20 protein-coding genes and 1 tRNA gene are annotated in these 25,764 nt (G+C 67.3%); 4 read left to right on the top strand and 17 right to left on the bottom strand.

The annotated features are described in order from the left end of the window. Positions 1 to 100 precede the first annotated feature (100 nt). On the bottom strand, positions 101 to 733 hold the full coding sequence (locus PGN12_01440) for a hypothetical protein (GenBank protein ID MEH3102557.1): 633 nt from the start codon (positions 731 to 733) through the stop codon (positions 101 to 103). Continuing rightward, the gene (locus PGN12_01445; protein MEH3102558.1) at positions 730 to 2,370 is read right to left on the bottom strand and encodes a M28 family peptidase; all 1,641 of its coding nucleotides are present in this window, start codon (positions 2,368 to 2,370) and stop codon (positions 730 to 732) included. The genes PGN12_01440 and PGN12_01445 overlap by 4 nt, the downstream gene beginning before the upstream one ends. 118 nt (positions 2,371 to 2,488) lie before the next feature. On the opposite strand from PGN12_01445, the gene pepN reads away from it, so the two are divergent. Further along, complete coding sequence (pepN, locus tag PGN12_01450) at positions 2,489 to 5,086, top strand: aminopeptidase N (GenBank protein MEH3102559.1); 2,598 nt, start codon at positions 2,489 to 2,491, stop codon at positions 5,084 to 5,086. 302 nt (positions 5,087 to 5,388) lie between these two features. Here pepN and PGN12_01455 read toward each other — a convergent pair whose 3' ends face one another. The 8 genes from PGN12_01455 to PGN12_01490 all read right to left on the bottom strand — a co-directional run bounded on the left by PGN12_01455 (position 5,389) and on the right by PGN12_01490 (position 11,946). Then, positions 5,389 to 5,991 carry a hypothetical protein gene (locus PGN12_01455; GenBank protein ID MEH3102560.1) on the bottom strand — a complete coding sequence of 201 codons (603 nt, stop codon included), beginning with the start codon at positions 5,989 to 5,991 and terminating at the stop codon, positions 5,389 to 5,391. Next, entirely contained in the window at positions 5,984 to 6,244 is a 261-nt protein-coding gene (locus tag PGN12_01460; protein ID MEH3102561.1) for a hypothetical protein, read from the bottom strand. The genes PGN12_01455 and PGN12_01460 overlap by 8 nt, the downstream gene beginning before the upstream one ends. Next, on the bottom strand, positions 6,241 to 6,411 hold the full coding sequence (locus tag PGN12_01465) for a hypothetical protein (GenBank protein MEH3102562.1): 171 nt from the start codon (positions 6,409 to 6,411) through the stop codon (positions 6,241 to 6,243). Before PGN12_01465 ends, PGN12_01460 begins: the two co-directional genes overlap by 4 nt. Positions 6,412 to 6,528: 117 nt before the next feature. Next, positions 6,529 to 7,491, bottom strand: a complete 963-nt coding sequence (locus tag PGN12_01470; protein MEH3102563.1) for a glycoside hydrolase family 43 protein — start codon at positions 7,489 to 7,491, stop codon at positions 6,529 to 6,531. Between the two features lie 65 nt (positions 7,492 to 7,556). Next, positions 7,557 to 8,183, bottom strand: a complete 627-nt coding sequence (locus PGN12_01475) for a LysE family translocator (GenBank protein ID MEH3102564.1) — start codon at positions 8,181 to 8,183, stop codon at positions 7,557 to 7,559. Positions 8,184 to 8,186: 3 nt separating this feature from the next. Next, the gene (gene ppc, locus PGN12_01480; protein ID MEH3102565.1) at positions 8,187 to 10,859 is read right to left on the bottom strand and encodes a phosphoenolpyruvate carboxylase; all 2,673 of its coding nucleotides are present in this window, start codon (positions 10,857 to 10,859) and stop codon (positions 8,187 to 8,189) included. 72 nt (positions 10,860 to 10,931) lie between these two features. Further along, positions 10,932 to 11,360 (bottom strand): hypothetical protein, encoded by a 429-nt coding sequence (locus tag PGN12_01485; GenBank protein ID MEH3102566.1) that lies wholly within the window; start codon positions 11,358 to 11,360, stop codon positions 10,932 to 10,934. Between the two features lie 16 nt (positions 11,361 to 11,376). Beyond that, positions 11,377 to 11,946: an HNH endonuclease gene (locus PGN12_01490; protein ID MEH3102567.1), complete on the bottom strand. Its 570-nt coding sequence runs from the start codon at positions 11,944 to 11,946 to the stop codon at positions 11,377 to 11,379. A 549-nt stretch (positions 11,947 to 12,495) separates the two neighbouring features. Here PGN12_01490 and PGN12_01495 point away from each other — a divergent pair. Beyond that, the gene (locus tag PGN12_01495; GenBank protein ID MEH3102568.1) at positions 12,496 to 14,295 is read left to right on the top strand and encodes an aminopeptidase P family protein; all 1,800 of its coding nucleotides are present in this window, start codon (positions 12,496 to 12,498) and stop codon (positions 14,293 to 14,295) included. A 10-nt stretch (positions 14,296 to 14,305) separates the two neighbouring features. On the opposite strand, the gene PGN12_01500 is transcribed toward PGN12_01495, so the two are convergent. Then, the gene (locus PGN12_01500; protein MEH3102569.1) at positions 14,306 to 14,440 is read right to left on the bottom strand and encodes a hypothetical protein; all 135 of its coding nucleotides are present in this window, start codon (positions 14,438 to 14,440) and stop codon (positions 14,306 to 14,308) included. An 88-nt stretch (positions 14,441 to 14,528) separates the two neighbouring features. Between PGN12_01500 and PGN12_01505 the strand changes: the two genes are divergently transcribed. Then, positions 14,529 to 14,603 (top strand) — tRNA-Thr (locus PGN12_01505). A gap of 668 nt (positions 14,604 to 15,271) precedes the next feature. Here the strand turns inward: PGN12_01505 and PGN12_01510 are convergent. From PGN12_01510 to PGN12_01530, 5 genes are all read right to left on the bottom strand, one after another. Beyond that, complete coding sequence (locus tag PGN12_01510; GenBank protein ID MEH3102570.1) at positions 15,272 to 17,701, bottom strand: GH92 family glycosyl hydrolase; 2,430 nt, start codon at positions 17,699 to 17,701, stop codon at positions 15,272 to 15,274. Between the two features lie 253 nt (positions 17,702 to 17,954). Next, positions 17,955 to 18,212, bottom strand: coding sequence for a hypothetical protein (locus tag PGN12_01515; GenBank protein MEH3102571.1), 258 nt, complete (start codon positions 18,210 to 18,212; stop codon positions 17,955 to 17,957). Positions 18,213 to 18,300: 88 nt separating this feature from the next. Next, positions 18,301 to 19,632 carry a cellulase family glycosylhydrolase gene (locus PGN12_01520; protein MEH3102572.1) on the bottom strand — a complete coding sequence of 444 codons (1,332 nt, stop codon included), beginning with the start codon at positions 19,630 to 19,632 and terminating at the stop codon, positions 18,301 to 18,303. Next, positions 19,629 to 20,651, bottom strand: coding sequence for a glycosyl hydrolase (locus PGN12_01525; GenBank protein ID MEH3102573.1), 1,023 nt, complete (start codon positions 20,649 to 20,651; stop codon positions 19,629 to 19,631). The genes PGN12_01520 and PGN12_01525 overlap by 4 nt, the downstream gene beginning before the upstream one ends. Next, on the bottom strand, positions 20,648 to 20,773 hold the full coding sequence (locus PGN12_01530; GenBank protein MEH3102574.1) for a hypothetical protein: 126 nt from the start codon (positions 20,771 to 20,773) through the stop codon (positions 20,648 to 20,650). Before PGN12_01530 ends, PGN12_01525 begins: the two co-directional genes overlap by 4 nt. Before the next feature lie 332 nt (positions 20,774 to 21,105). Between PGN12_01530 and PGN12_01535 the strand changes: the two genes are divergently transcribed. Then, positions 21,106 to 22,308 (top strand): ROK family transcriptional regulator, encoded by a 1,203-nt coding sequence (locus PGN12_01535; protein MEH3102575.1) that lies wholly within the window; start codon positions 21,106 to 21,108, stop codon positions 22,306 to 22,308. A gap of 75 nt (positions 22,309 to 22,383) precedes the next feature. Here PGN12_01535 and PGN12_01540 read toward each other — a convergent pair whose 3' ends face one another. Next, on the bottom strand, positions 22,384 to 25,635 hold the full coding sequence (locus PGN12_01540; protein ID MEH3102576.1) for a TonB-dependent receptor: 3,252 nt from the start codon (positions 25,633 to 25,635) through the stop codon (positions 22,384 to 22,386). Positions 25,636 to 25,764 lie beyond the last annotated feature (129 nt).

Genomic DNA, 25,764 nt, shown 5'->3' on the forward strand with positions numbered 1-25,764 from the left:
ACGCGCAGGTCCGTCGACAGAGACGCAGCCGTCCGAGGTTCTGGATATTCGCCTGCGCGGGGATGACGGAAGTGACGGAACGGCGGTTAACCCGAACCGCCTACCCCGCCGGCAGACACTCACGCCGCTGATCGACCCGATCCGCCCCGCCCGGCGCGCGCGTCAGCACCGACAGCGCACGGCACGTCCGCCCGCCCTCCGCCTCCGCCGCGCCCGCGACGACGAAGCCGTGCACCTGCCCGGCCGATTCATACCATTCCTGCACCTCGCCGCTGCGCAGCGCCGCCGCGATCGCCGTCGCGCGGCTGCCGGTGTCGAGCGGCAGATCGTTGACCACCGCCTTCTTGACCGCCATCGCCGGCACCACCGGACGCGCCGCCACCACCGGCGAAGGCGGGGCGATCACCTGCTGTGGCACCGGTACGCTCACCGCGTATCTCACCGGCCGCACCGGCGGCGCATGGGTCGCCGCCATCGACAGCCCGCCCGCGCTCAGCGCCAGCACCACGCCCAGCACCCCCGCGGCGCGCCAGCCGCCGCCCGACCGCGACCGCGCCGGCTCGTAGAACGGATAGTGCAGCCCCGGTCCCGCGAAACGGCGCTCGCGCGTGATCCGCAGCGGCCCCAATTCGATCACCGTGCGTCGGATGATGTCGCGCCCGCCTGTCACCTGCCGCTCTCCTGCCAAGCGACCTTCATCGGCCGCCGCGCGCCGCTTGGCAAGCACGGTCAATCCGCCATCGGTCCATCGAAGAGCAGCCCGAAATAATCGCCCTTGTTCCACACCGGCCGCTGCGGCGCATCGGCGATCTCGCGCGCGATCCGGTAATTGGCGTCGACAAACCGCACCCCCTGATCCCACAGGATCGGCTGCGTCAGATCGTCGCAGGGCTTGTGATAGCAATTGTCCATGAACGTCGCGATCGCCGCCTTGCCCGGCCCCTTCTCGCCCGGCCACAGGAACACCGAGGGCACGCCCTTCTGCACGAAGCGATAATGGTCGCTTCGGACGAAGATCGCTTGCTCGGGCATCGGGTCGGGCGACAGGCCGACGCCGATCCCGGCCACCGCGCGCGCGATGATCGGCCCAAGCGTCGAGCGATCGCCGCCGAACGCCACCATATCCTCGAACGTGTAGGTCAGGATCGGCATGTCGAGGTTCACGTCGGCGACGATATCGCCGATTGGCACGGTCGGATGGTTCGCGAAATAATCGCTGCCGACCAGTCCCTTCTCCTCGGCGGTCACCGCGAGGAAGAGGATGCTGCGCTTCGGCGGGGTCGCGGTCTTGAAGCGCTTGGCGGCCTCGATCAGGCTCGCGATCCCGATCCCGTCGTCGAGCGCGCCGTTATAGATCGTGTCACCGTTCACCGCCTTGCCGACCCCGACATGATCGAGGTGCGCGGACAGCACCACCGTCTCCTTGCCCAGCACCGGGTCACTGCCCGGAATCATCCCGACGACATTGCTGCTCGGGATCGCGCGGAATTTGGTCGCGCTGGCGATCGACAGCGTGCCCGCGGCCGTGGCGGGCCGCACCCTCAGCGTCTTGCGCGCCGCCCCCTTGGCGAGCGCCCGCCACTGCCGTCCGAACACCTTCGCCGCGCCCGCCGGCGACAGCGTTGCCAGCAACGGCGCACCACTGGCGTTGCCGGTGCCGTCCGGCCGCGCCCAGGTGATCCGCTCGGCCGCATAGCCCTTCGTCACCGCCGCGAACGACGGCGCGCCGCGCCCGGGCTTGCGCAGGTCGGCGATCGCGATCACCCCGACCGCGCCATGCTTCGCCGCCGCACTCTGCCGCGCCGCCGCGCTACCGAACGTCGCCGCCACCTCGCTCGGCAGCCCGGCCGGTGAACCCCCGACATAGGCGACGATCTTGCCGCGCACGTCGACGCCCGCATAATCGTCCAGCCCATATTGCGGCGCTTCCAGCCCGTAGCCGACGAACACCACCGGGGCGGCAACCGCGGTCGCCTTCGCCGCCGGATTGGCCGCCGGGGTGAAGTCCTTGCCGAACGCCAGCGGCACCGCCGCCCCGCCCGCCGCGGTCCACGACGCACGCCCCTCGTCCGCGATCGCGTACCCGGTCAGCGGCACCTTCTGCAGATAGCCGCCCTCGTCGCCCATCGGCTTCAGCCCGGCGGCATAGAATTGCGCGGCGACATATTGCGCGGCGATGTCGAACTCGGGCGAGCCGACGTCGCGCCCCTTCATCGCGTCGGACGCGAGGAACATCACATGCGCCTTCATCGCCGCCTGATCGGCGGGCAGCGGCGCATTCAGCGCGGCGTTGCGCGCGGCGGGCGTCGTCTGGGCGAGCGCGGTGGCGGAAAGCGCGAGCAACGGCAGGAAAGCGAACGAACGAAACATGGACACGCCCGGGTGGAAGAGGAAGGATCGCTGACCTTACGGGGCAAGATGGTTGCCGTCGAGACGATCGCGCGGCTTTCGGATGGAACCATCGCCGCGAGTTCGTCATAGTTGGCGCATGGCCGATGCCCGCACCACCCCCGTTACGCCCGCCGCCACGCGCCGCGGCGATTACACCCCGCCCGCGTGGCTGGTGCCGCAGGTCGCGCTCGACTTCGCGCTCGACCCCGTCGCGACCCGCGTCCGCGCGCGGCTGGACGTCACCCGCAACGGCGCGCACGACACCCCACTGCGGCTCGACGGCGCCGGGCAGGTGCCGCTGTCGGTGACGGTCGACGGCCAGGCGATCAACGATTGGCGGATCGAGGGCGAGCAGCTCGTCGTCCCGCTCCCCGGCGACGCGCATGTCGTCGAGACCGAGGTCGAGATCGCCCCCGACCGCAACACGCAATTGATGGGGCTCTACGCCTCGGGCGGCAATCTGTGCACGCAATGCGAGGCGGAGGGCTTCCGCCGCATCACCTGGTTCCCCGACCGTCCCGACGTGCTCGCGACCTATCGGGTGACGATGACCGCCGACAAGGCGCGCTTCCCGGTGCTGCTCGCCAATGGCGACCCAGTCGCGCAGGGCGACAATGCCGACGGCACGCATTGGGCGGAATGGCACGATCCGTGGCCCAAGCCGTCCTACCTGTTCGCGCTGGTCGCGGGCGATCTCGCGGTCAACCGCGGTACGTTCACCACCCGCTCGGGCCGTGCGGTGCAGCTCGGCATCTGGGTCCGCACCGCCGATCTGCCCAAGACGCATCACGCGCTCGACGCACTCAAATTGTCGATGGCATGGGACGAGCGCGTCTATGGCCGCGAATACGATCTCGACGTGTTCAACATCGTCGCGGTCGACGATTTCAACTTCGGCGCGATGGAGAACAAGGGGCTGAACATCTTCAACAGCCGCTACATCCTCGCCGACCCCGACACCGCGACCGATTACGATTATGACGCGATCGCCGCGGTCGTCGCGCACGAATATTTTCATAATTGGTCGGGCAACCGCATCACCTGCCGCGACTGGTTCCAGCTGAGCCTCAAGGAAGGCTTCACCGTCTACCGCGATCAGGGCTTCTCCGCCGATCAGGGCTCGGCGGCGGTCAAAAGGATCGAGGACGTCCGCGGCCTGCGCGCCGCACAGTTCCCCGAGGACGCCGGGCCGCTCGCGCACCCGGTCCGCCCGGAAAGCTATATCGAGATCAGCAACTTCTACACCGCGACCATCTACAACAAGGGTGCGGAGCTGATCCGCATGATGGCGACGATGCTGGGGCCGCAGCGCTTCCGCGCCGCCTGCGACCTTTACTTCGAGCGTTTCGACGGCACCGCCGCGACCTGCGAGGATTTCGTCGCCTGCATGGAAGAGGGCGGCAATATCGACCTTACGCAATTCCGCCTTTGGTACAGCCAGGCCGGTACCCCGCGAGTCTCCGCCTCGCTGGTCCACGAACCCGGCAGCGGCCGCGCGACGCTCAACCTCGCGCAGAAGGTGCCCGAAACCCCCGGCCAGCCGGTCAAACACCCGCAGGTGCTCCCGCTGCGCATCCGGCTCTTTGGCGGCGACACCGGCCAGCCGCTCGGCGACGAGCAGCTCGTGATCCTTTCCGATGCCAGCGCCAGCGTCACCTTCGAGACCGTCACCGAACGCCCGGTCGTCTCGCTCAACCGCGGCTTCTCCGCGCCGGTGATCGTCGAAAGCGACCGCAGCGCCGAGGATCTCGCCTTCCTCGCGCGTCACGACGACGATGCCTTCGCGCGCTACGAGGCGATGCAACAATTGATGCTCGACACGCTGATCGCCGCCGCGGTCGAGGGCGCGGCCGATCCGCGCGCGGTGGTCGCCGCGGTCGCCGACACGCTCGACGACCCGACGCTCGACCGTGCGTTCGTCGCCGAGGCGGTGCTGCTCCCGTCGGAAAACTTCATCGGCGACCAGCTGAGCGTCGTCGATCCCGAGGCGATCTTCCACGCGCGCGAGGATTTGCGCGCCACGCTGGGCCGCGAGCTGGAGGCGCGCTGGCGCGCCGCCTGCGACCCCGCGCTGCGTCGCCCCTATGCCTATACGCCCGAGGACAAGGGCATCCGCCGGCTGCGCAGCGTCGCGCTCGGCTATCTCGCCGCCGCCGGCACCGACGACGCACCGGCATTGGCATGGGCGCAATTCGAGGCGGCCGACAATATGACCGACCGGCAGGGCGCGCTGGCGGTACTGGTCAGCGGCCAGTCACCCGAGCGCGAACGCGCGCTCGACCATTTCTACACCCGTTATGCCGACAATCCGCTGGTGCTCGACAAATGGTTCCAGACACAGGCGTTGTCGTCGCGCGACGACACGCCCGCGCTGGTCGCCGAACTCGCGCAGCATCCCGATTTCACGCTCGCCAATCCCAATCGCGCCCGCGCACTGGTCGGGGCGTTCGCGGTCAATCAACGCGCCTTCCATGCCGAGGGTGGCGCAGGCTATCGCTGGCTGACCGAGCAATTGCTGGCGCTCGACAAGCTCAACCCGCAGACCTCGGCGCGACTCCTCCCCCCGCTCGGCCGTTGGCGCCGCTTCGATCCGGTCCGCTCGGCCGCGATGCGCGCCGAACTGGAACGGATCGTCGCGACGCCGGGGATCAGCAAGGACCTGTTCGAACAGGCCTCGAAAAGTCTTGAGGGGTAACAATCTCCCCTCCCCTTCAGGGGAGGGGCTGGGGGTGGGGGACTCAAACCACCTGATCCTACACGGCAAAGGCCAGTCCCCACCCCAACCCCTCCCCCTGAAGGGGAGGGGCTAAACCACCTCAAACGACCGCCACCAACGCCACCTTCGCCTCGCGCTCCACGCGGCGTTGCTCGGTGCGCCGCGACTGCGCGGCCATCTTCATCCAGGCGTCCTCTGATCGCCGGCAACGTTCGCGAACGTTGTCCAGCGTGGTTTCCTGCGCATCGCGGCGGTGTTGCGCGGCGATCGCTTCGAAGCGTTCATATTCCTTGATGACCGGCCCCCTTGGCTTGCACGGGCGGCACGCGCACGACCTGCGCCGCCAGTTCGTCGTACAGGTCGCAGATCTCCAGTAACGCCTCACTGCCAAGGTGTATCCGCTCGCCCAGCGTAAAGCGGCGCAGCGTCCCGCCCGGCCCCGACCAGCCGACCGTCATATGGCTGCCGCCGCGCACGTCGGCACGCCGCGCCGCGCCCTGCGTGTAGCGGAACGTCGCTCGGGCGCGCGCCATGCCGTCCAGACGCTCGACGCCCCACGATGCCTCGGCGCAGAACGTCACCAGCTTGCTCCCGGTGTTGCGCTGACGCGACCGCACCGGCCGCCCGGCATGATCCGCGGCGGCATCGAGCAGCACGTGCAGCAACCGGTCCAGCTCGCCGATCCAGTTGCCGATCACGCGTGACCGCACCAGCCGATCGTCCTCGTCCCAGCATTGGTCGAGCCAGGGCCGATCGATCTGCGTGCGCAGGAATGCGGTCGCGCGCGCCAGCGTCACCGCGGCCTGATCGCGCGCCGCGGTGCTCACCGCCACGCGCGGCGCGCCCGGCGGCGTCGCGACAGGGGCCGGCGCGGCGTCACGCAAGCGCCGCGCCGTGATCGAGCGCGAGGATCACCGCCTCGACGCGCGCGCACGCCTCGACGCTCTCGCCGGCCAGGTGGAGCGGCGTCGCGCCCAGCCCCTCGTGATCGGCGTTGAGGAACGGCAGCGCCGCCGCCGCGCCCATTCGCTCGATCGCCAGCCGCGTGACGCGGCTCTGCCGCTCGGCGCGGTCGGGATCGTAGCGGACGCGCGCGGCGCGGAAGGTGCGCGTCGCGCGCGGCTGCTCCTCGCTCATGCGGCGACGAACGGCCGGTCGGCGCCCATTCGCGCCTGCGTCGCGGCGATCCGGGTCGCGTAGCGGCTGGCGAGCTGCGCATGCGCCAGCCGCGCCTCGACGCTGTGGGCGGCGGCCGCCATCATCATCGACACCTGTTGCCGATGGAAAAGATAGTTGAGGTCCATGCGCTGGCTCCCGAGTGACAAGCGGGAGCGCGATGTCTCTCAGCCGTCGGCGCTTGAAGGCGAATTACCGACGATGAAGAAGCTTAACACGGATCGAGATCATCACCTAATCGACGCTCAGGCGGGTCCTTTCGCCAGCCCGTCGATCAATCGCCGCGGCACGCGCACCAGCGATCCGTGCCGCGCGCCTTTCGGCATCGACAGTTCGGCCGTCACGTCCCGCCACGTCACGAAGTCGCGCGTCGCCGCCGCGCCCCAGCGGCCTTCCAGATAGACGTCCCAGTAACACAGCGTCTGCCCATGCACCGTCGCGGTCATCGGCCCCTCGACCCATGATGTGGTGAACGGCGCGGAGAGCGTCCCGAACGGTCCGGTCGGCGACGCCGCCGCAACGCTGCGCAGGTGCTTGCGTGGCGGATGCAACGTCTCGTCCTTGACGATCAGGTGCAGCGCGCCGTCCGGTGCCTGCGCGAACGTTCCGTCGATCACGCTGAAGCCGGGATCGTAAAGCACCTGCGGTTCGCTGAACGTCGCGAAATCGCGCGTCGTCACATACCACAGCCGGTGGTTGGCGCCGGTTTCCGACGTGCCCTCGGTCTCCGGGAAGCGCCCCTTCACCGTGCTCGACCAGAACACGACATAATGCCGCGCCGTCGCGTCCCAGATCGCCTCGGGCGCCCAGCAATTGCGCGTCCCCGGCACCGACGCCATCACCGGCAGCGCGCGCTGCGGCGACCAGTGGCGCAGGTCGCGGCTGGTGGCGTGGCCGATCGTCACCCCCTCCCAGGCGGTCGTCCATACCAGATGCCACAGCCCGTCCTGCCTCGCATCGCGGAACAGGAACGGGTCGCGCATCAGCTTCGCCTCGCCGACCTCTGGCCGCAGATAGCTCGTCCCGCCGCCGAGATTGCGGAACGCCAGCCCATCGTCGCTGACCGCGAAGCGCAGACCCGTCGCCTCGTCCTTGCCGGTGCCGAAATAGGCGAACAGCAGCGGGTCGTCGCTTGTCCCCGCCAGCGCAGGACCGGTGAACGGCGCGGCGCCAAGCGCTCCGAGGATCAAGCGACGATCGAACAGCATCAGCGTACCTATAATCTTATTATTAGCGCTGACCCATGCGACAGATCACGCGTGACCGCAACTGTTCAACGCGGCGCGCGCATCGCCGCCATCGCGAGGCCGGCGCCCAGCACGGCGCCGCCCCCCGCGCGCTGCGTCCACACCCGCGCGCGCGGATGCAGCCATCCCGACGCGCGTGAGCCCGCCAGCGCATACAGGCTGTCGCTCACCCCGGCGATCAGCGTGAAGGTCGCGATCAGCACCGCCGCCTGCGGCACGAACGGTGCATCGGCGCGGATGAATTGCGATGCGAAGGCGACGAAGAACAGGATCGTCTTCGGATGAAAGGTGCCGACCGCGACATTGGTCGCGAACGCCGCGCGCGGGCTGACCGCGCGCCGCGGCACGTCGTCAGTGCCAACCGCCGCGCCGCTGCGCACGATCGCCAGCACGCCGATCGCTATCAGATACGCCGCGCCGATCCATTTGAGGATCGCGAACGCCAGCGCCGACGACGCCAGCACCGCCCCCGCGCCCGCAAGCGAAACGGTCATCGCGATCATGTTGCCGACCGCCATCCCGGCGACCGACGCCAGCGCGGTGCGCCGCCCGGAACTGAACGCAAAGCCGATGATGCTCGCGACGCCGGGTCCCGGGATGATCGCCATCACCACCGACGCACCCGCGAACATCCACCACGCGTGCCAGTCCATATCCTACCCCGAGTTGCGCAACGCGGTCGCGATCGCGTTGATCGACAGCAGGATGCCCTGCCGCACGCGCTCGTCTTCCTCGCCGGCACGATGCCGCTTCATCAGCTCGATCTGCAACAGGTTGAGTGGCTCGATATAGGGAAGCCGCAGCCGGATCGACGCGTCGAGCGCCGGATGCTTTTCCAGCAGATGCGCCTGCCCGGTCACGTCGAGCAACCCGTCATGCGTCTGCTGCCAGCCGTCGCGGATCCGCCCGAAGACATGATCGCGCAGCCCCTTGTCCTCGACCAGCCCGGCATAGCGCTCGGCGAGCCCCATGTCGGACTTGGCGAGCACCATCTCCATATTCGCCAGCGTCGCGGCGAACAGCGGCCAGCCCTGCGCCATGTCGCGCAGCAACGCGCGATCCTCGAACGCCGCGATCGCCTGCCCGACGCCATACCAGCCCGGCAGCATCACCCGCGCCTGCGCCCAGCTGAACACCCACGGGATCGCGCGCAGATCCTCGATCGCGTCGGATTGCTTGCGGCTCGCCGGCCGGCTGCCGATCTTGAGGCCCGCGATCTCGGCGATCGGCGTCATCTGGCGGAAGAAGGTGCGGAAGCCCTCGGTCTCATAGACCAGCCCGCGATAGGCACGGAACGCCTCGCCCGACAGCCGGTCCATCGCCGCCGCGAACGTTTCATTGTCGCCATTCGACAGCGCCTCGGGCTCGAGGCTCGCGATCAGCGTCGCCGAGGCCATCGCCTCCAGATTGGTCGCCGCACTCTCGCGCGTGCCATATTTGCCCGCGATCACTTCACCCTGTTCGGTGATGCGGATCCGCCCCTGCACCGTCCCCGGCGGCTGCGCGCGGATCGCCGCGAAGCTGCTCCCGCCGCCACGCCCGACCGCGCCGCCGCGCCCGTGGAACAGCTGCATCCCGACGCCGACCGCATCGAACACCGGCTTCAACGCGGTCGACGCCTTCGACAATTGCCAGGTCGAGGTCAGATAGCCGCCGTCCTTGTTGCTGTCGGAATAGCCGATCATCACTTCCTGATGCCCGCGCCCCGTCGCGATCGCGCGCACCTCGGGGATCGCGAACCATTCGCTCATGATCGCGGGCGCCGCCTCCAGATCCTCGATCGTCTCGAACAGCGGCACCGCCATGATCGCCGCGCTGGCCGGCGGCCCCGGCCGATACAGCCCGACCTCCTTGAGCAGCAGATGCACTTCGAGCAGATCGGACACCGACTTGGTCATCGACACGATATATTGCCGGATCGCCGCCGCGCCGTAGGTGGCGTGCGCATCGGCGGCGGCCTGCACGATCGCCAGCTCGCCCGCGGTCTCTTCCGAATAATCCGCAAAGCGCGTCGTCAGCGGCCGCGGCGTCGCCAGCTCCTGCCGCAGCAGCATGACGCGCGCATCCTCGTCGAGCGCGGCATAATCCTCGCACACGCCCGCGACCTTGAGCATTTCCGCGACCACCCGCTCATGCACCGCGCTGTTCTGGCGCAGGTCGAGCGTCGCGAGGTGGAAGCCGAACACGTCGACCGCGCGGATCAGCCGCCCGATCGCCCCGCCGCTCCCCAGCAGCCCGTCGCCGCCCGCCGACAGCGGCCGCGCGATCGCGATCAGATCGGCCCGCAGCGCCCTGGGGTCGGGATAAGGCTCGCCCTTCAGCGGCCCCGGCCGCGGTGCCGGCTGTCCGGTCAGCTTCGTGTAGGTGGCGGCGGTGCGCGCATAGATCCCCGACAGCGCGCGCCGATACGGCTCGTCGCTGCGCGTCTCGGAGGTATCGCCGCTCGCATCGGCCAGCGCCTGCACGTCCGCATCGACCGTCGCATGATGCGCCGAGATCGACAGTTCCGCACCCATCGCGTGCAGCTGTTCGAGGTAGAAACCCAGCACCGCCTGCGCCGCCTTGGCGAGCGCGGTGCGCAGCGAGTCGGCGGTAACGAACGGATTGCCGTCGCGGTCGCCGCCGATCCAGCTGCCCGGGCGCAGGAACGACGGCACCCGCCCGCCCAGCGCGCGGTCCCAGCGCTGGTAGAGCGCCGGCAGCACCGGCAGGAACACGTCGCGCAAATAGCTCAGCGCCGTCTCGACCTCATCGACCACATACAGCCGCTCGCGCCGCAGCACGCGCGTCTGCCACAACAGCGCCACCTGCCGCACGATCGCCTCGTCGACCAGATCGCCGTCCGGCGTCGTCTCCACGCCGCGATCGCGCAGCGCCATCAGTTGCGCGATGCGATTACGGTGGTCGATCATGCTCTTGCGCCGCACCTCGGTGGGGTGCGCGGTCAGCACCGGTGCGACCAACGCCTGTTCGAGCAACCCACGAACGCGATCCACGCCGACCCCGGCGTCCTTCAATCGCGCAAGCGCCGCCGCGACGTCGGCGCCCTCTTCCGCCGCGATCCCCTGCCGGTCCTCGGCGAGATTGGCGAGCATCGAGAACAGCATGAAGCCGCGCACGAAATCGAGCGTCTCATCGAGATCGAGCGCCCCCAGCTCCGCGTCAGCCGACGCCTGATGGTTGCCGCGATGCCGCTCGACCGAGGCGGAGCGGATCGCCTCGGTCCGCTCGTACAGTTTCTCCCCGCCATAGGCGCGGATCACATCGCCCAGCACGCGGCCGAGATAGCGGACATCGGGATTGTTCGTGATCGGGGGCAGCGTGCTCATGCGGCCTTGCTGCGCTGCCGCACGAGCCGGGTCAACGTCTGATTGCTGCCTGGACACCTTCGTACACGATATTTAGTTGCGCGGTGGGACCGCGTTCGCGGGCTCTTCGGCGGGCGTCGGCAGGTCGAGTTCCTGCATCTCGCGCGCACGCTCGCGCTCGTCGCTGGTGACGGTGCCGTCGTGGTTGATGTCCTGCGCGTCGAACCGCTTCATCATCCACGCGCTCCATTCCTCGTTCGAGATCGCGCCGTCCTTGTTCAGGTCGATCTCGTCGAAGCGCGGCAGCAGTCGCTTGGACACTTCGTTCCGCGTCAGCCTGTCGTCGTTGTTGACGTCCAGCCGGCGGAATCGCCGCTCGACCACGCCGCCGAAGTCGAGCCGCGACATCACGAACGGCGGCACGTAATTGGACAGCGCCGCCTGTTCCTCGGGGCTGGGCTCCTTGGATTGCGAACATGCGGCAAGCGCCAGCGCGCCTGCGACCACCACCATCACCCGCATGTCCGTCGAAACTCCCTCAAGCGTCCAGCTCAACATCCCAATAGAGCCAGTCGTGCCACGTCTCATGCAGATAATTCGGCGGAAAGCGACGTCCATGTTCCTGCAACTGCCAGCTCGTCGGGCGGATCGGCTCGATCGGCAGCGGCATCGCCGCCTGTTTCGGGGTCCGTCCGCCCTTCTTCAGGTTGCACGGCGCGCAGGCGGTAACGACGTTTTCCCATGTCGTCCGCCCGCCCTGCGCGCGCGGCACGACGTGATCGAACGTCAGGTCGCGAACGTGGCTGCCGCAATATTGGCAGGCGAAGGTATCGCGCAGGAACAGGTTGAAGCGCGTGAAGGCCGGAAATTGCGACGGCTTTACGAATTGCCGCAACGCGATCACCGACGGCAATTGCATCGTCAGATTGGGGCTGCGCACCTCGCGCTCGTAATGTGCGACGATGTCGACACGCTCGAGGAACACCGCCTTCACCGCGGTCTGCCACGGCCAGATGCTGAGCGGATAATAAGAAAGCGGCGTGTAATCGGCATTCAGCACCAAAGTCGGACAGGAGTCCGGGTGCCGCATCAGGTCGGGATGGAACACGTCAGAACGTCCCCCTTACCTCAGCTTCGTCGTGCCGCGTGCTTTCGCGCCCCGGCGTGACGCCATGATGACAGCACGCGCGCGCCGCTTCAAGAGTCAGGCGGATAGAGGGCTTCGCGTTTCCCTTTCCCCTTCGTCACCCCGGACGAAGAAAGAGCCATCGCCCCTGCGGAGGCAGGGGCCCATGTCTGTAGAGTGTCGCGAAAGATCTGACACAAAGACCAACGCGCCTGTGTCGAAATGCCCGACGCACGACACAGAAATAGGCCCCTGCCTCCGCAGGGGCGACGGATGTTCCCTTCCCGCAAGACCGCTGCGACGCCCCACCCGTCCCCCTCCGTCATTCCCCCCTTCCGTCATTCCCCCCTTCCGTCATCCCCGCGGAGGCGGGAATCCAGACGCGCAGGTCTTCGCAAGAGGCGAAACGGCAGAGGTTCTGGATTCCCGCCTTCGCGGGAATGACGAGGGGATCGCGGGAACGACCGAAGGGGGGAACGACGAAGAGGCCGCAGGCGTGACTACACTCCAAAGCTATGCCACCTGTCCCGCATGACCATCCACGCCGACCGCCTCGCCGCGCTGCGCGCGCAGCTTTCCGCCGACCGCCTCGACGGCTTCATCGTCCCGCTGACCGACGAGCATATGAGCGAATATGTCGGCAGCTATGCGCAGCGCCTCGCCTGGCTGACCGGCTTCGCCGGCTCGGCGGGCTGCGCGGTGGTGCTGGCGGAGCGCGCCGCGATCTTCACCGACGGTCGCTACACGATCCAGGTCCGCGAACAGGTCGACGCCGCCGACTGGAACTATGTCGGCGTCCCCGAGAGCAGCGTCGCCGGGTGGCTCGCCGACCATGCCCCCGCCGGCGCGCGGATCGGCTACGACCCGTGGCTCCATCCGCGCGGCGCGCTCGACGAGTGGCGCGCCGCCCTCGCGATGAAGGACGTGACGCTGCTCGCGGTCGATACCAATCCGGTCGACGCGATCTGGCACGATCGCCCCGCCCCCTCGCCCGCACCACTGATCGTCCAGCCGGAGGCACTGGCCGGCGTCTCTTCCGCGACGAAGCGCGCCGCCGTCGCCGACTGGCTGGGCGATGAGCGCGCCGACGCGTTCGTCGTCGCCGCGCTCGACTCGATCGCCTGGCTGTTCAACGTCCGCGGCAGCGACGTCGAGCACACGCCGGTCGCGCTCTCCTATGCGATCGTCCATGCCGATGGGACCGCCGATCTGTTCGTCGCCCCCGACAAGATCGGTGCCGACGTGCGCGAGCATCTCGGCAACGCGGTGCGGCTCCACGATCGTGACGCCTTCGCCGGTGCCCTCTCCCACTTCGCGGGCAAGACGGTCGCGATCGATCCGGCGCTGACGGTCGCGGCGATCTTCGACGCGGTCGAGGCGGGCGGCGGCACGACGCTGGCGCGCCGCGACCCGACCGTCGTGCCGCGCGCGTGCAAGAACCCGGTCGAGATCGCCGGCCACCGCGCCGCCTCGCTGCGCGACGGTGCGGCGGTGACGCGCTTCCTGCGCTGGATCGCCGACGCCGGTCCGCGCGGCGGGCAGACCGAATTGTCGGCCGCCGCGCAATTGCTGCGCTTCCGCGAGCAAACCGGCGTGCTGCGCGACCTATCGTTCGATACGATCAGCGCCACCGGCCCGAACGGCGCGCTCCCGCACTATCGCGTGACCGAGGAATCGAACCGCGCGATCGAACCCGGCCAGCTCTATCTCATCGATTCCGGCGGCCAGTATGACGACGGCACCACCGACCTGACCCGCGTCGTACCGATCGGTGCGCCGACCCCGGAGATGCGCGACCGCTACACGCGCGTGCTCAAGGGGCATATCGCGCTCGCCACCGCGGTCTTCCCGCACGGCACCACCGGCGCGCAACTCGACGCACTCGCGCGCGGTGCGCTGTGGCAGGCCGGGCTCGACTATGCGCACGGCACCGGCCACGGCGTCGGCAGCTTCCTGTCGGTCCACGAAGGCCCGGCGCGGATCGCCAAGCCGAGCTATCCCGGCGCCGGCCCGTCCGAGCCGCTGCGCCCCGGCATGATCCTCTCCAACGAGCCCGGCTATTACAAGGCCGGCGCCTACGGCATCCGCATCGAGAACCTGCTACTGGTCGTCCCGCGCGACGTCGCGGGTGGCGAGGCGGAGATGCTGGCGTTCGAAACGCTGACATTGGCACCGCTCGATCCCGATCTGATCGACACGGGGCTATTATCGGCGTCGGAGCGGCACTGGGTCGACGAATACCATGCTATTTTGGCGCGCGACTTGTCCCCGCTGCTCGACGAAGCCGATCACAAGTGGCTCGAATCGCGCTGTTCACCGCTCCCGGCGTGACCCGACGCGCTCAGGAGCGTTCCTTTTGCCCGCCATTGGCGTCCGGCAGCGGCGCGGCCTGCTCCCGCGCCTGCGCCTTGCGCCGCCGCAGGTTGGCCCTGAGTTGCGCGGCGAGCCGCGCGGCACGTTCGTCCTGATCGCTCATCGGAAATATCCGCTAACGGCACCGAACGACCTTGACAACGCCGCCCGTCTCGGCTCTTAGGCCCGCTCCCGCGGACGACGTGGGAAGTGCTGCCGTAGCTCAGTGGTAGAGCGCATCCTTGGTAAGGCTGAGGTCGTGAGTTCAATCCTCACCGGCAGCACCATTTTTCAATAAGTTAGCTATACCCCGAAGGGGTATGGGTGTCGCTTGGCAAGCGCCTGGCAAGCGTCAGCAAAAAATGCGGGCTCGGCTCGAACGCGATGGATCGACGGTGGGATGCGACGGATCGAAAGTCGTTGATCGCGTGCCGCGCGACTCGAGACTGACGCGCCCGCGATCTAGGCGCTTGCCAGATTGCGATCGTGGGCCTTGGCGTAACGCCTTTGCGAAGTGCGCAGCGGATGAACGAGCCTCTTCGATCGACCTCAGGGTTTGCGCCGCCTGCCCTCACTGGCAACGACATGTGCGCGTCCTGGGTGCTGCTCAGCATCTCTACCGCATCGGCTTCAAGCAGCTGCCTCTCAACTGCGACAAGACCATGTCCGCCGCAGCGAGCGATTGCGCCTGGCTCAGGTGAACGCATGGTTTGAAGGCGCTAAAACGCGGTCGCCCGTCCATCTAGAACGGCGTTCGCCCTTGACAATGTCCCATGCGAAGGACCGCTCGGACCTCGCCCTTCTTAGCCTGCTCGTCGCCTGCAGTGAGGCCGCGTCAGCCTGCGAATGCCGCTTCCCCTACGGCTTTGCGCTTTGACGCGTTCCACGCCGTCTGTCGCTTGGAAGGTTTAGCGCGGTTGATCTACCAGGCACCACTCCCGATCGTCATCGTCATTCATTGTGCCCGCTTCGCGTCATTCATCGAGAACGGTGCCGCATCGCGCCGCGCGCCCCACGCCTTGTTCGGCGTCGGCCCCATGACGAAGCGGAGCGTGCCGCCGGCCTGCAGCACCTCGCGCGACAGCCAGGGCCGGTCGTGCGACACGCCATTTAGCGTCGCCGACTGGATGTAGACGTTGTCGCGGCTGTTGTTCTGCGCCTTGATCGTCAGCAGCTTGCCGCCCGGCATCGTCACGCGGACGGAGCGGAACAGCGGGCTGCCGATCGCATATTGCCCGACCGTCGGTGTCACCGGGTAGAAGCCGAGCGCCGAAAAGACGTACCACGCCGAGGTCTGGCCATTGTCTTCGTCGCCCGGATAGCCGTCCGGCGCGGCGGAATAGAGTTTGCGCATCACCTCGCGCGCGTGGAACTGCGCCTTCCACGGCGCTCCGGCCCAGTCGTACAGATAGATCATATGCTGGATCGGCTGGTTGCCGTGCGCATATTGGCCCATGTCGACGATCTGCATCTCGCGGATCTCGTGGATGACTTGCCCGTAATAGCTGTCGTCGAAAATCGGTGGGGTCGAGAAGACCGAGTCCAGCCGCGCGACGAACTTGTCGCGTCCGCCCATCAGGTCGATCAGTCCCGCCACGTCCTGCATCACCGACCAGCTGTAATGGACCGAATTCCCTTCGGTGAAGGCGTCGCCCCATTTGTACGGATTGAACGGGGTCGACCACGATCCGTCGCGGTTGCGCCCGCGCATCCATCCGCTCTGCGGGTCGAACAGTTTGCGGTAATTCTGCGCCTGCGCCGCATATTTGCGTGCGTCATCGTTCTTGCCGAGCGCCGCGGCGAGCCGCGACAGCGAGAAATCGGCGGTGGCATATTCGAGTGTTCGCGCCGCATTCTCGTTGATGCCGACGTCATAGGGGACGTAGCCAAGCTGGTTGTACAGCTCGACGCCCTCACGCCCGACGGCAGTCAGAACCTTGCCCTTGGCGTCGCGCGGACGGCCCTGCGATGTCGTCGCGTTCTTGACCATCGCTTCGTACAGCGTGTTGGCGTCGAAGCCGCGCACGCCGTTCAGATAGGCGTCGGCGATCAGGTTGGCCGAGTTCGAGCCGATCATCACGCTGCGATGTCCGGGGCTCGCCCATTCCGGGAGCCAGCCCGATTCCCTGTAGGTGTTGACGAGCCCCTGCATGATCTCGCCGTCCCGCTCCGGATACATCAGCGCGAAGAACGGGAAGACCGCGCGCCACGTGTCCCAGAAGCCGTTGTCGGTATAGAGCGGCCCGGAATGGACCTGCCCGTCATAGGGGCTGTAATGAACCTGCTGCCCGCGCGCGTCGATCTCGTGAAACTGGCGCGGGAACTGGAGCATCCGCCAGAAGGCCGAATAGAAGGTGCGGCGATTGTCGAGGTCGGGATCGTCAATCTGGATCCGGTCGAGCTCGCGCGTCCATGCCGCCCTCGCCTTCGCCTGGGTCGCGGCGAAATCGTCGCGGCCGACTTCGCGGTCGAGGTTGCGCTGCGCCTGCTCGGCGCTGATGAACGACGAAGCGACGCGCACCGCCACCTGTTCGCCCGCGCGCGTCGCGAAGCTCACCACCGCGCCGACGTGATCGCCCTCGGCGCGACGCCCGTTCGTGACCGTACCGGCACCGTCGAAGGTGCGCGTGACCGTGAAGTCATGGTCGAACTCGGCAACGAACCAGTTGCGGAAGTTGGCGGGCACGCCGCCGTGATTGTTGCGGACGTAGCCGGTGATCCGCCGCTTGCCGGCATCGATCGACACCATCGACCCGCCGGCATAGCCGTCGAGCAGCACGTGCGCCTGATCGGTCTTCGGAAAGGTGAAGCGGAAGCTGGCGGCACGCTCGGTGGGTGCGACCTCGGCGGTGACGTCATAGTCGGCGAGATAGACCTTGTAGCCATAAGCAGTGCTGACCTCCGCCTTGTGGCTGAACCACGATGCGCGGTCGGCTTCCTTGACCTTCAATGCGCCCGTCATCGGCAGCAGCGCGAAGGCGGCGTAGTCGTTCATCCATGGGCTGGGCTGATGTGTCTGCTTTATGCCGTTCAGCTTGTGCGCGCTGTAGGTATAGGCCCAGCCGTCGCCCATCTTGCCGGTGACGGGGGTCCAGGCGTTCATGCCCCACGGTAGCGCAATCGCCGGATAGGTGTTGCCGAAGGACAAATCATAGCTGGAATCGGTGCCCATCAGCGGATTGACTAGATCGATCGTCGCGACAAACGTGTCCTGCGCTACGGTCATCGCTGGTGTGGCGATCATCGTCCCCGCGCACAGCACCGCTATCCTTTTACGAGTCAGCTTCCTGTTCAAAGATTGTCCTCTCAGTATAGCAGCTGCGTCCCGGTGATGCCCGGTTCCATGAGCGTCAGTAGTATGACGGAGCCGACGTCGGCGAACCACATCGGCCCGGAGGTGAAGCGGTAATTTCCGCTCCCGTCATCGTTCGACGGGCCTGCGAAGCGAGACATACCACGGGGAAGCACGGAGGTGCGAAGGCACTAGTCAAGCGGCAATGAAGCCGTGTTCGTCATAACAGCAGGCCAAGGCGGCCCCTATCAGCCGCGCTATCGTAGCGACGTCGGCGCTTTTGCCTGCCGTTCGGCAGCAGGCGTGCCAGCTTGGCCGCTTGCCCGTCGGGTCCGTACACAAACTGTTAGATCGTCTCATGGCTCACCCGCAGCGGACCTGCAGTGCGGTGCCGAAGGTAGCCAGCGATCTGCTCGGGCGACCATGCACGTTCCAGCCGAACGACGACGTGCCTGGCGAGCTCGGGATATCGGCTGATCTTGGCACCTCTCAGCCGACGACCGGCGGCCATTGGATGCGCTGTCACCGGAAAGTAGCCGCCAAACATCGGTTCCTCGTCGAGCCGATAATTGCGTGTCAGCTCGCGGTAGATCGTCGGACGCACCCGCTGCCCGAGGTTTCCGGCTCAATCTAGAAACCCCGTCGGGAATGCCCCTACCAATTCGGATCGGCAAACACGTGCTTAAAGTGGTTCAACTCCGCATGACCGTCGCCGCGTGTCGGGCGACTATCCGAGCGGTCGTGTCACCGTTGAAGATGCCGTACCAGCCCTGCGGCTCGTGCGGGGGATCGCCCATGTACTGGAGGTCCCCGGGCTGAAAGCGGAAGTCGGCGTGTTGCGCCCGTGCCTCGCCGTTCCACGCCCAAAAATTCGTGCCGGCGATCGGGCCGCCGCGCGCCATGTCGCGCTCGACCGCGGCATAGATCAGCCGGTAGAAGCGATCCTTGTACCGCGTCGACACTGCGGGATCGTTGCTGCCACCATCGCGGGGATAGCCGAATTCCTCAATTACTAGCGGCTTGTCCAAACGTCGCGCGAACGCGATATGTTGGTCGATGTATTCCTGACTAAGCGTCTCACCGCGAGCGTAGGTGCCAGCCAGATCGGCTTGTCGCACCCAATCCCAGTTGTTCGGCCAAATATGCGCGGTGAGATAGTCAATCTCGGGGACCGCATGCTCCGCAAACACGATCTCGGGCTGTTCCAGCGCGCCCTTCAGCCCCTCCGATCCCGTCGAGACGAGGTGATGGCGGTCGATCGACTTGATGAGCCGCGCGGTCTTCCCCACCCAGCCGTAGAATTGCGGCAGCACCGCATGCGCCATGTCGCCCGCCGGTCGCGGTTCGTTGGCCAGCTGCCACGCCATGATCGTCGGATCGTCGGCATAGGCGGTGCCGGTCGCGGCATTGACGCGCGTCACCAGCCGGCGCACCCAATCGTGGTACAACGCGACTGCGCGGTCGTCGCCGTAGAACTGCGCGGTGGCGTTGGCATAAGCCGGCCATGGATGCGCGGGGTCGTTCGCGTCGATGTAGCGGCCGCCGTTGACGTAGGACAGATACGTCATCATGCCGCCGGACCATTCCCAGAAATTAGTCAGGTACAGCACCGCGCGCATGTCGCGCTTCGCCATTTCGGCGAGAGCAAAGTCCAGCCCGCCGAGCAGCGTCTCGTTGACGGTCGTTTTAGTGCGAAAGCCGGGCTTGATCGCATTGCGCAGCGGCCCCTCCTCCGCCGAGGCGAGGATGCGCAGGTTGGTGACGCCCATCGCCGTCAGCGCGTCCAACTCGCGGATCAGCCGCGCGCGATTGCCGTAGGCGGCGTCGGCGCCGAGATAGGCCGCATACCACATGTTCGCGCCGACGAAGCGATAGCGCCGGTCCCCGGTCATCAGCCGCAGTCCGTCGCGTCGCACGAAATCGCGCCGCGTGCCGCCGTCTCCGCGCGTCGACGGTACCGTCGCGCAGCCGGCCAGCAGTGCGGCCGAACCCAGCAGGGCGCGGCGATCGATCGGCATGGTCATGGTCTTCCCCTGCGACGCGCGACAACCTCGTCCAGCGTCAGATATCGTTCGGCGTCATAGGCGGCGCGGAGTTCCGCGACGCCGTTCTGGTCCGCCCCGGTCAGCCAGCGCGTGTGCCACGTCATGAACCACAGCCAGTCGGCGGCGGGCCCGAGCGTGGCCGGATCGGGGATCGGGCCGTTTTCGTGCAGGCAGATCGGCACGTCGTCCCCGACGATCCGCTTCACCGCCGCGAACATCGGCGCAAGATTGCCATGATCGGCGGCGTAGAGGTCGGCCCCCGCGATATCGACCATCGATCGCCCGGGATAGTAACGCGCGTCGACGTTCTGACCCGCCCAGCCCAGCACCCAGATGAGATTGTCGAGCCGGTGGAGCGTGGCATAGCGATCGTACATCGTCGCCCACAGCCGCCGGAACGCGTTCGGTCCGTGCTTTCCCCACCAGAACCAGTCGCCGCTGAATTCGTGAAATGGGCGCCACAGGACGGGAACACCGCGATCCCGCAACCAGCTAAGCTCGCTGGCGACGGCATCCATCTGCTCGATCAGCAACCGGTGTTGCGCCGTGCCGCTACGAAGCGCGCGCTCAACGTCGAAATTGTGTTTCGAATTATCGTAGCCGGTGCCGACATCGGGGGCCCCCCAATGCCAACACAAAGTGACGAGCCCGCCACGCAGGTGCCAGGCCAGCGCGCGCTCACGCACGCCACTCCAGTCGGCGGGGTGTATGTAGTCCAGCCCGAGCAGCGCCGGCAGCTGCCCGGTGGTCCGCTCGATATAGTCGAGCTCGTCACGCGGCGTCCCCGGATTCTCCTGCTGCCCGGTCAGCGTCCGCCGCCCGTAGAGTGACCATAGCCACGCATAGAGCGCCTGCGCGGTCGCGCTGGCCGCCGGGTTTGAAAGACGGCGCCCAGCGCGCGCGGCGGCTAAGCCTTGCGGCACGAGCGCACATGCCGCGGTGACGCCCAGCGCGGCCCTTCGCGAGAGGGTAGGTGCGGTGCCCGTCATATCGCTCATTGCGCGCCGCCCACTGCGGCGCGCGGCGACAGGCTGGCGCGGCGGCGTCGCGGCTTCGGCAGCGAGCGTTGCCAGCTACCCGCAGGCACGGAGACGCCAAGCTGGAACACCATCGTCGTCATCGATTCCGCCTCCCGGCCCCTTCATTGCGGGAATTGGCGACGAGCGCAGGACGATGTCAATCAATCATATTTCAAATTTAAATATCGCACGCGAAGGATTGCGAGGGCTCAGCTTGGGCCAAGAGCGCGTCGCTGGCCTGGTCGGCGAAAACACATCAACGATTGAGAAGGCATTGTTTTGGTCCGCACTTCTAAATACCAGTGATGATAATGATTGATGGCATGGTTGCTGGTCGCCGAACGTACGTACGACGACGGCGGCCAAGGCAGGCGCATGGCCGAGGGCGGCCGGGGGGAAGCTTACGGAAACGCTGTTCACACGTCCGGAAGCGATGGTGGCCGGCGACGGGCGCGATGCGCGCCTGTCGCGGTCGTTGTCGGGCACCAACCTGGCGCGGGCCGGCGACTACAACCTTCGCACCGTGCTCCAGGCGATCCGCCTCTCGCCCGGAGCGACCCGAGCCGATATCGCAAGACAGACGGGTCTGACACCGGCGACCATCGGGAATATAAGCGGACGTTTGGTCGACATGGGCCTCGTGCATGTGACCGGGCGTAAGATCGGTGGCAGAGGCCAGCCCGCACTGCAACTCGCGGTCGATCCGGAGGGTGCGTTCGGGATCGGCATCAACATCGATCGCGACCACCTGACGCTGGTGACGCTCGACCTGAACGGCGTCGTGCGCAGCCGGGTGTGCCGCGAGGTGACGTTCGCGCTACCGGACGACGTGCTGCGCTTCGTCGCCGCCGAACTGGACCAGGCGATCGCCGCCGGGGGCATCGATCGGGACCGCATTCTCGGCGTGGGCGTCGCCCTGCCCGACGAACTCGGCAACATCGCCATGCCCGGCCGCCCGTCCGCATACGGCATCTGGGCGGAAACGAGCATTTCGCATCTGCTCGCCGACCTGCTGCCGTGGCCGATCCACTGCGACAACGATGCCGCCGCCGCCGCGCTGGGCGAGGCCGAATATGGCACCGCCTTCGACAACCCCTGCTTCTTCTACCTGCTCGTCAGCGCGGGGCTGGGCGGCGCGCTGGTGATCGACCGCAGCTATCACCGCGGGGCATCGAACCGCTCGGGCGAGATCGGCCTGATCCCGGACCCTGGGGCGGGCACGCCCGGCGCGCGCGTGCAGGATACCGTGTCGGTCACAGCGCTGCTCGATCGGCTGGCCGCCGCCGGGCACCGCATCGACGACGTCGATGCGCTGGACGACCTGCCCGACGGCGCCGATGCGATCGTCGACGCGTGGCTGGCGGCGTCGGTGCGCGCCCTGACCGGGCCGCTCGTCACGCTCGCCTGCCTGCTCGATCCCGACGCGGTGCTGATCGGCGGGCGGCTGCCGATCCGGTTGATCGAGCGGCTGGCCGGCGCGTTGACCGATGCGCTGACGACGCTGGACCTGCCTGCGCGCGCGACGATCATGCCCGCGGTGATCGCACGCGATGCCGCGGCGGTCGGCGCGGCGATCCTGCCGTTCCTCGACCGGTTGCTGCCGTCCGATTCGATCCTGATCCAGGCGGGGCGCTGACGCCGCCACCCCGGACGAACTAGGGGCCGCGACGTTGGTCGCGGCCCCCGTTGTCCCCCTTGCGGACGATCGGGGTCAGAGCGTCAGGCGGACGCTCAGCTGGAACTGACGGTCGCTCTTGAACCACGAACGCGGTGCCTCCAGCCCGTCCTTGTTCAGCACGAAGGTCGTCTCGGTCGTCGTGTCGAACAGGTTCTGCACCTGCACGCCGATCTTGAATTGCTTGTTGACGGTGTAGAACAGGGATGCGTCCGCCTGCCCGGTCGCCGATGCGTAGACCGGCAAGAACGGGAAGCAGCAATCGCGGTTGGTCAGCAGGTACTTCGACCGCCAGCTGTACGCGATGCGCGCGTAGATGCCCGCGAAGTCGTAGAACGCCGACACGTTGAAGTTATACTTGGACAGCTGCGCCAGCGGCAGGTTGTCGTAGAGGCCGGTAATGTCCAGCGGCGGGCGGTTGCCGTCGTTGGGCGCGTTCGCCGGGGTCGAGTTCGGGATCTTGCCCGGATCGATATAGGTGAAGGTCGCCTGCGTCCCCAGACCGCGCAACGCGCCCGGCAGGAAGTCGTAGGTCTGCTGGTACGAGATTTCCGCGCCCTTGATGTTCGCCTTGCCCGGCGCGTTCGTCGGGCCGTTGATCGTCACGTCGAACGTCTGGCCGTTGTTCGTGAACGACTGGTCGTAGCCGAAATTGTCGAGGATGATGTTCGACAGCTGTTTGTAGAACACCGCGCCGGTCAGCGAACCGACCTTGGCGAAATACCACTCGGCGGTCAGATCGATCTGCTTGGCGTCGATCGGCTTCAGATAAGGATTACGCGCATTGGCGGCGAAGGTGTAGCTGCCCGCCGTCTGCACCGCCGACGGCGTGACGCCAATGAAGTTGCGCAGGTCGCCGAACGCCGGGCGCGAGATCGCCTTGGACGCCGCCAGCCGGAACAGCAGCTGCGACGACAGCTGATATTTGATGTTCAGGCTGGGCAGCCACTTGTCGAAGCTCTGCTGCGCGACATTGGCGGTCTGGGCGCCGTTCGAGAAGGCGGTGACGGCGGCCAGCTGCGTCGGCGAGATCAGGCAGAGCGCGCGCAGGTCGGTGTTCGGATTGGGCGAGGCGCAGAATTCCGCCACCGTCGCGAAGCTGCCGATCTGCTGCTGGACGTTCGGGAAGGTGAAGCCGCCGAACGACTGGTCGCGCGTGTGGACGTAGCGCACCCCGATGTTGCCCGACAGATTGCTGTCGCCGCCGCCGATATCGTCCACGCCGAAATCGGCACGGATATAGGCGCTGTAGGTGTCCTCCTTCGTCCGGTACACCTCGCCGGGGCGGAAGTAGCCGTCGATCAGGTCGGTGCCGCGATCCTCCAGCGGGGTGTAGCCGCCGCCGGCCGCCTTCGTCGCGGTGCGCAGAAACGCGGTCAGCGCGTCATGGTCGGAAATCAGCGCATCGCTCAGCACCGGGGCCGACGGCGGCTGGTTGGCCTGCCCGCGATAGAAGTCGCCCCAGTTCAGCAGCGAGACGGCGCTGGGATATTTGTCGAACGAGGCGAGACCGGACGTCCAGGTATCCGACACGGCGCCCCAGTTGTTGTAGTCGTTGGACTTCACCGTCTGGTCGCGCTTCGCGTAACGGCCGCCGACCCGCACCTTGCGCAGAAACGCATCGTCCGACACGTCATATTGCGCGTCGCCGCGGAACGCCCATTCGTCGCCGTCGCTGTACGCGCGGTTGTTGAAGGCGTCGCGGATGAAAATGTTGGCGGGGTTCGCGAAATAGCTCGCCACGTCCTGACCGGCCGGGGTGATCGGCGTGATCCGCGCCGGGCCGTCGCGCAGATCGAGCGCCACGCCCGCGAACGTCGTCGAATCGACGATGTCGTCGATGTCGCGCGATTTCGAGAAGACGTATTGCGTATCGAAGTTCAGGTGCAGACGGCTGGTGACGTCCCACTTGACGTTGATCGACTGGTCCTGCGTCGCGCCGTTCGTCTTGAAGAAACGGTTGGTAAAATAATTATACTGCCCCCCCGCCGGCTTCACGATCGTGCCGTTCGTGAAGATGTTGTTGCCGTCGTAGCTGTTGTTGGTGAACGTCTGCCCCGCGGCCGGCGCGAACGGATTGTAGCCCTGCGGGAAGATCGCGTTGATATCACCGTAATAGACGTTCGGCTCGTTGGTGCGATCGATCCACTGCTGGCGCGATTCGGCGCGCAGGAACTGCCCGGTGACGAGCAGGTTGCCCTTGGCGTTCTCGTACTGCAGGCCGCCGGCATAGCCGACGCGCTCCCGCTCGAACGTCTGCAGCCGCGAACCGGCGCCGAGCGGCGACCAGACGAACGGCTTGCCGGCCGGCACCGGGAAATTGTCCCACAGCGTCGACGAATAGGGCGTACCGGCGTTGAGCGTCCGCCCCTCGCCCGCATCGAAGCGGCCGTTGCCGTTGGTGTCGTCGTTGTAGCGCGGCAGCATCGACGAGACGAAGACCGAGTCCGACCGGCTGAACTGCTGGTTGTAGGTGGCGCTGGCGAGCACGCCGATCCGCCCGGCACCGCCCAGATCCCATTGCTTCGAGAACAGGCCGACCACCGCGGGCGCGCTGCGCCGCGCGAAGTCGCCGTAGTTCACGCTGCCCGAGACGTAGAGCAGCGTATCTTTAGTATCGAACGGCTTGCGGGTGTTGATGTTGACGGTGCCCGAAATGCCGCCCTCGATCAGGTCGGCGGTCAGGTTCTTGAACACCTCGACCGATCCGACCAGCTCGGTCGGCACGTCGTTGAACCCGATCTCGCGCCCGCCCGACACGCCGAAGCTGTCGCGGCCATTGAACTCGCCGCGCACGTAGCTGAGCCCGCGGATCGTGACGCCCGAACCCTCGACCGAGAAATGCTGCGTGTCGCTGGCGGAGGCGAAGCGGGTGATGGCGACGCCCGCCACGCGCTGCAGCGCCTCGTTGACCGAGCGGTCCGGCAGGGCGCCGATGTCCTCGGCGGTGATCGCGTCGACGACCGTATCCGCGTTGCGCTTGATCGACTGCGCATTGGCCAGCGACTGCCGCAGCCCGGTGACGATGATGTCGTCCGCCCCCGCGCCATCAGCGGCCGGCGTCTGCACGTCGGCGGCGGTCACGTTCGACTGGTCGGGCGCGGTCTGGTTGGCGATCGAGTTGCTGTTCGAAAGCGGGCGCTTGCCCGCGCTGGCGCCGGCCGGGATGCCGCCCTGCGCGGCCGAGGGCGCGGCGTCGGTCTGCGGCCGCGACTCGTCGTCGCGCGATGCGGGCGCCGGCGCGGTCTGCGCGAACGCGGCGGGCGCGGCGAACGGCGAAGCTGCCATTAACGCTACCAAAGACACCGTCGCGGCCCAATGGGAACGCCGCCCCGAGCCAGCGGCTGCGCGATCCGTCATCAGCAATGCCTTCATCATCCCCACCCCTGATCCGCCGTCCCACGGCGCTTATCCGTC

The organism is Sphingomonas phyllosphaerae (genome assembly GCA_036946405.1).
GTDB lineage: Bacteria > Pseudomonadota > Alphaproteobacteria > Sphingomonadales > Sphingomonadaceae > Sphingomonas > Sphingomonas phyllosphaerae_D.

Bases quoted from the DNA above. Each gene is read 5' to 3' on its own strand.
- PGN12_01445 (MEH3102558.1), bottom strand. From the start codon at position 2,370: ATGTTTCGTTCGTTCGCTTTCCTGCCGTTGCTCGCGCTTTCCGCCACC.
- pepN (MEH3102559.1), top strand. From the start codon at position 2,489: ATGGCCGATGCCCGCACCACCCCCGTTACGCCCGCCGCCACGCGCCGC.
- PGN12_01460 (MEH3102561.1), bottom strand. From the start codon at position 6,244: ATGAGCGAGGAGCAGCCGCGCGCGACGCGCACCTTCCGCGCCGCGCGC.
- PGN12_01465 (MEH3102562.1), bottom strand. From the start codon at position 6,411: ATGGACCTCAACTATCTTTTCCATCGGCAACAGGTGTCGATGATGATG.
- PGN12_01470 (MEH3102563.1), bottom strand. From the start codon at position 7,491: ATGCTGTTCGATCGTCGCTTGATCCTCGGAGCGCTTGGCGCCGCGCCG.
- PGN12_01475 (MEH3102564.1), bottom strand. From the start codon at position 8,183: ATGGACTGGCACGCGTGGTGGATGTTCGCGGGTGCGTCGGTGGTGATG.
- ppc (MEH3102565.1), bottom strand. From the start codon at position 10,859: ATGAGCACGCTGCCCCCGATCACGAACAATCCCGATGTCCGCTATCTC.
- PGN12_01485 (MEH3102566.1), bottom strand. From the start codon at position 11,360: ATGCGGGTGATGGTGGTGGTCGCAGGCGCGCTGGCGCTTGCCGCATGT.
- PGN12_01495 (MEH3102568.1), top strand. From the start codon at position 12,496: ATGACCATCCACGCCGACCGCCTCGCCGCGCTGCGCGCGCAGCTTTCC.
- PGN12_01500 (MEH3102569.1), bottom strand. From the start codon at position 14,440: ATGAGCGATCAGGACGAACGTGCCGCGCGGCTCGCCGCGCAACTCAGG.
- PGN12_01520 (MEH3102572.1), bottom strand. From the start codon at position 19,632: ATGACCATGCCGATCGATCGCCGCGCCCTGCTGGGTTCGGCCGCACTG.
- PGN12_01525 (MEH3102573.1), bottom strand. From the start codon at position 20,651: ATGAGCGATATGACGGGCACCGCACCTACCCTCTCGCGAAGGGCCGCG.
- PGN12_01530 (MEH3102574.1), bottom strand. From the start codon at position 20,773: ATGACGACGATGGTGTTCCAGCTTGGCGTCTCCGTGCCTGCGGGTAGC.
- PGN12_01535 (MEH3102575.1), top strand. From the start codon at position 21,106: ATGGTGGCCGGCGACGGGCGCGATGCGCGCCTGTCGCGGTCGTTGTCG.
- PGN12_01540 (MEH3102576.1), bottom strand. From the start codon at position 25,635: ATGGCAGCTTCGCCGTTCGCCGCGCCCGCCGCGTTCGCGCAGACCGCG.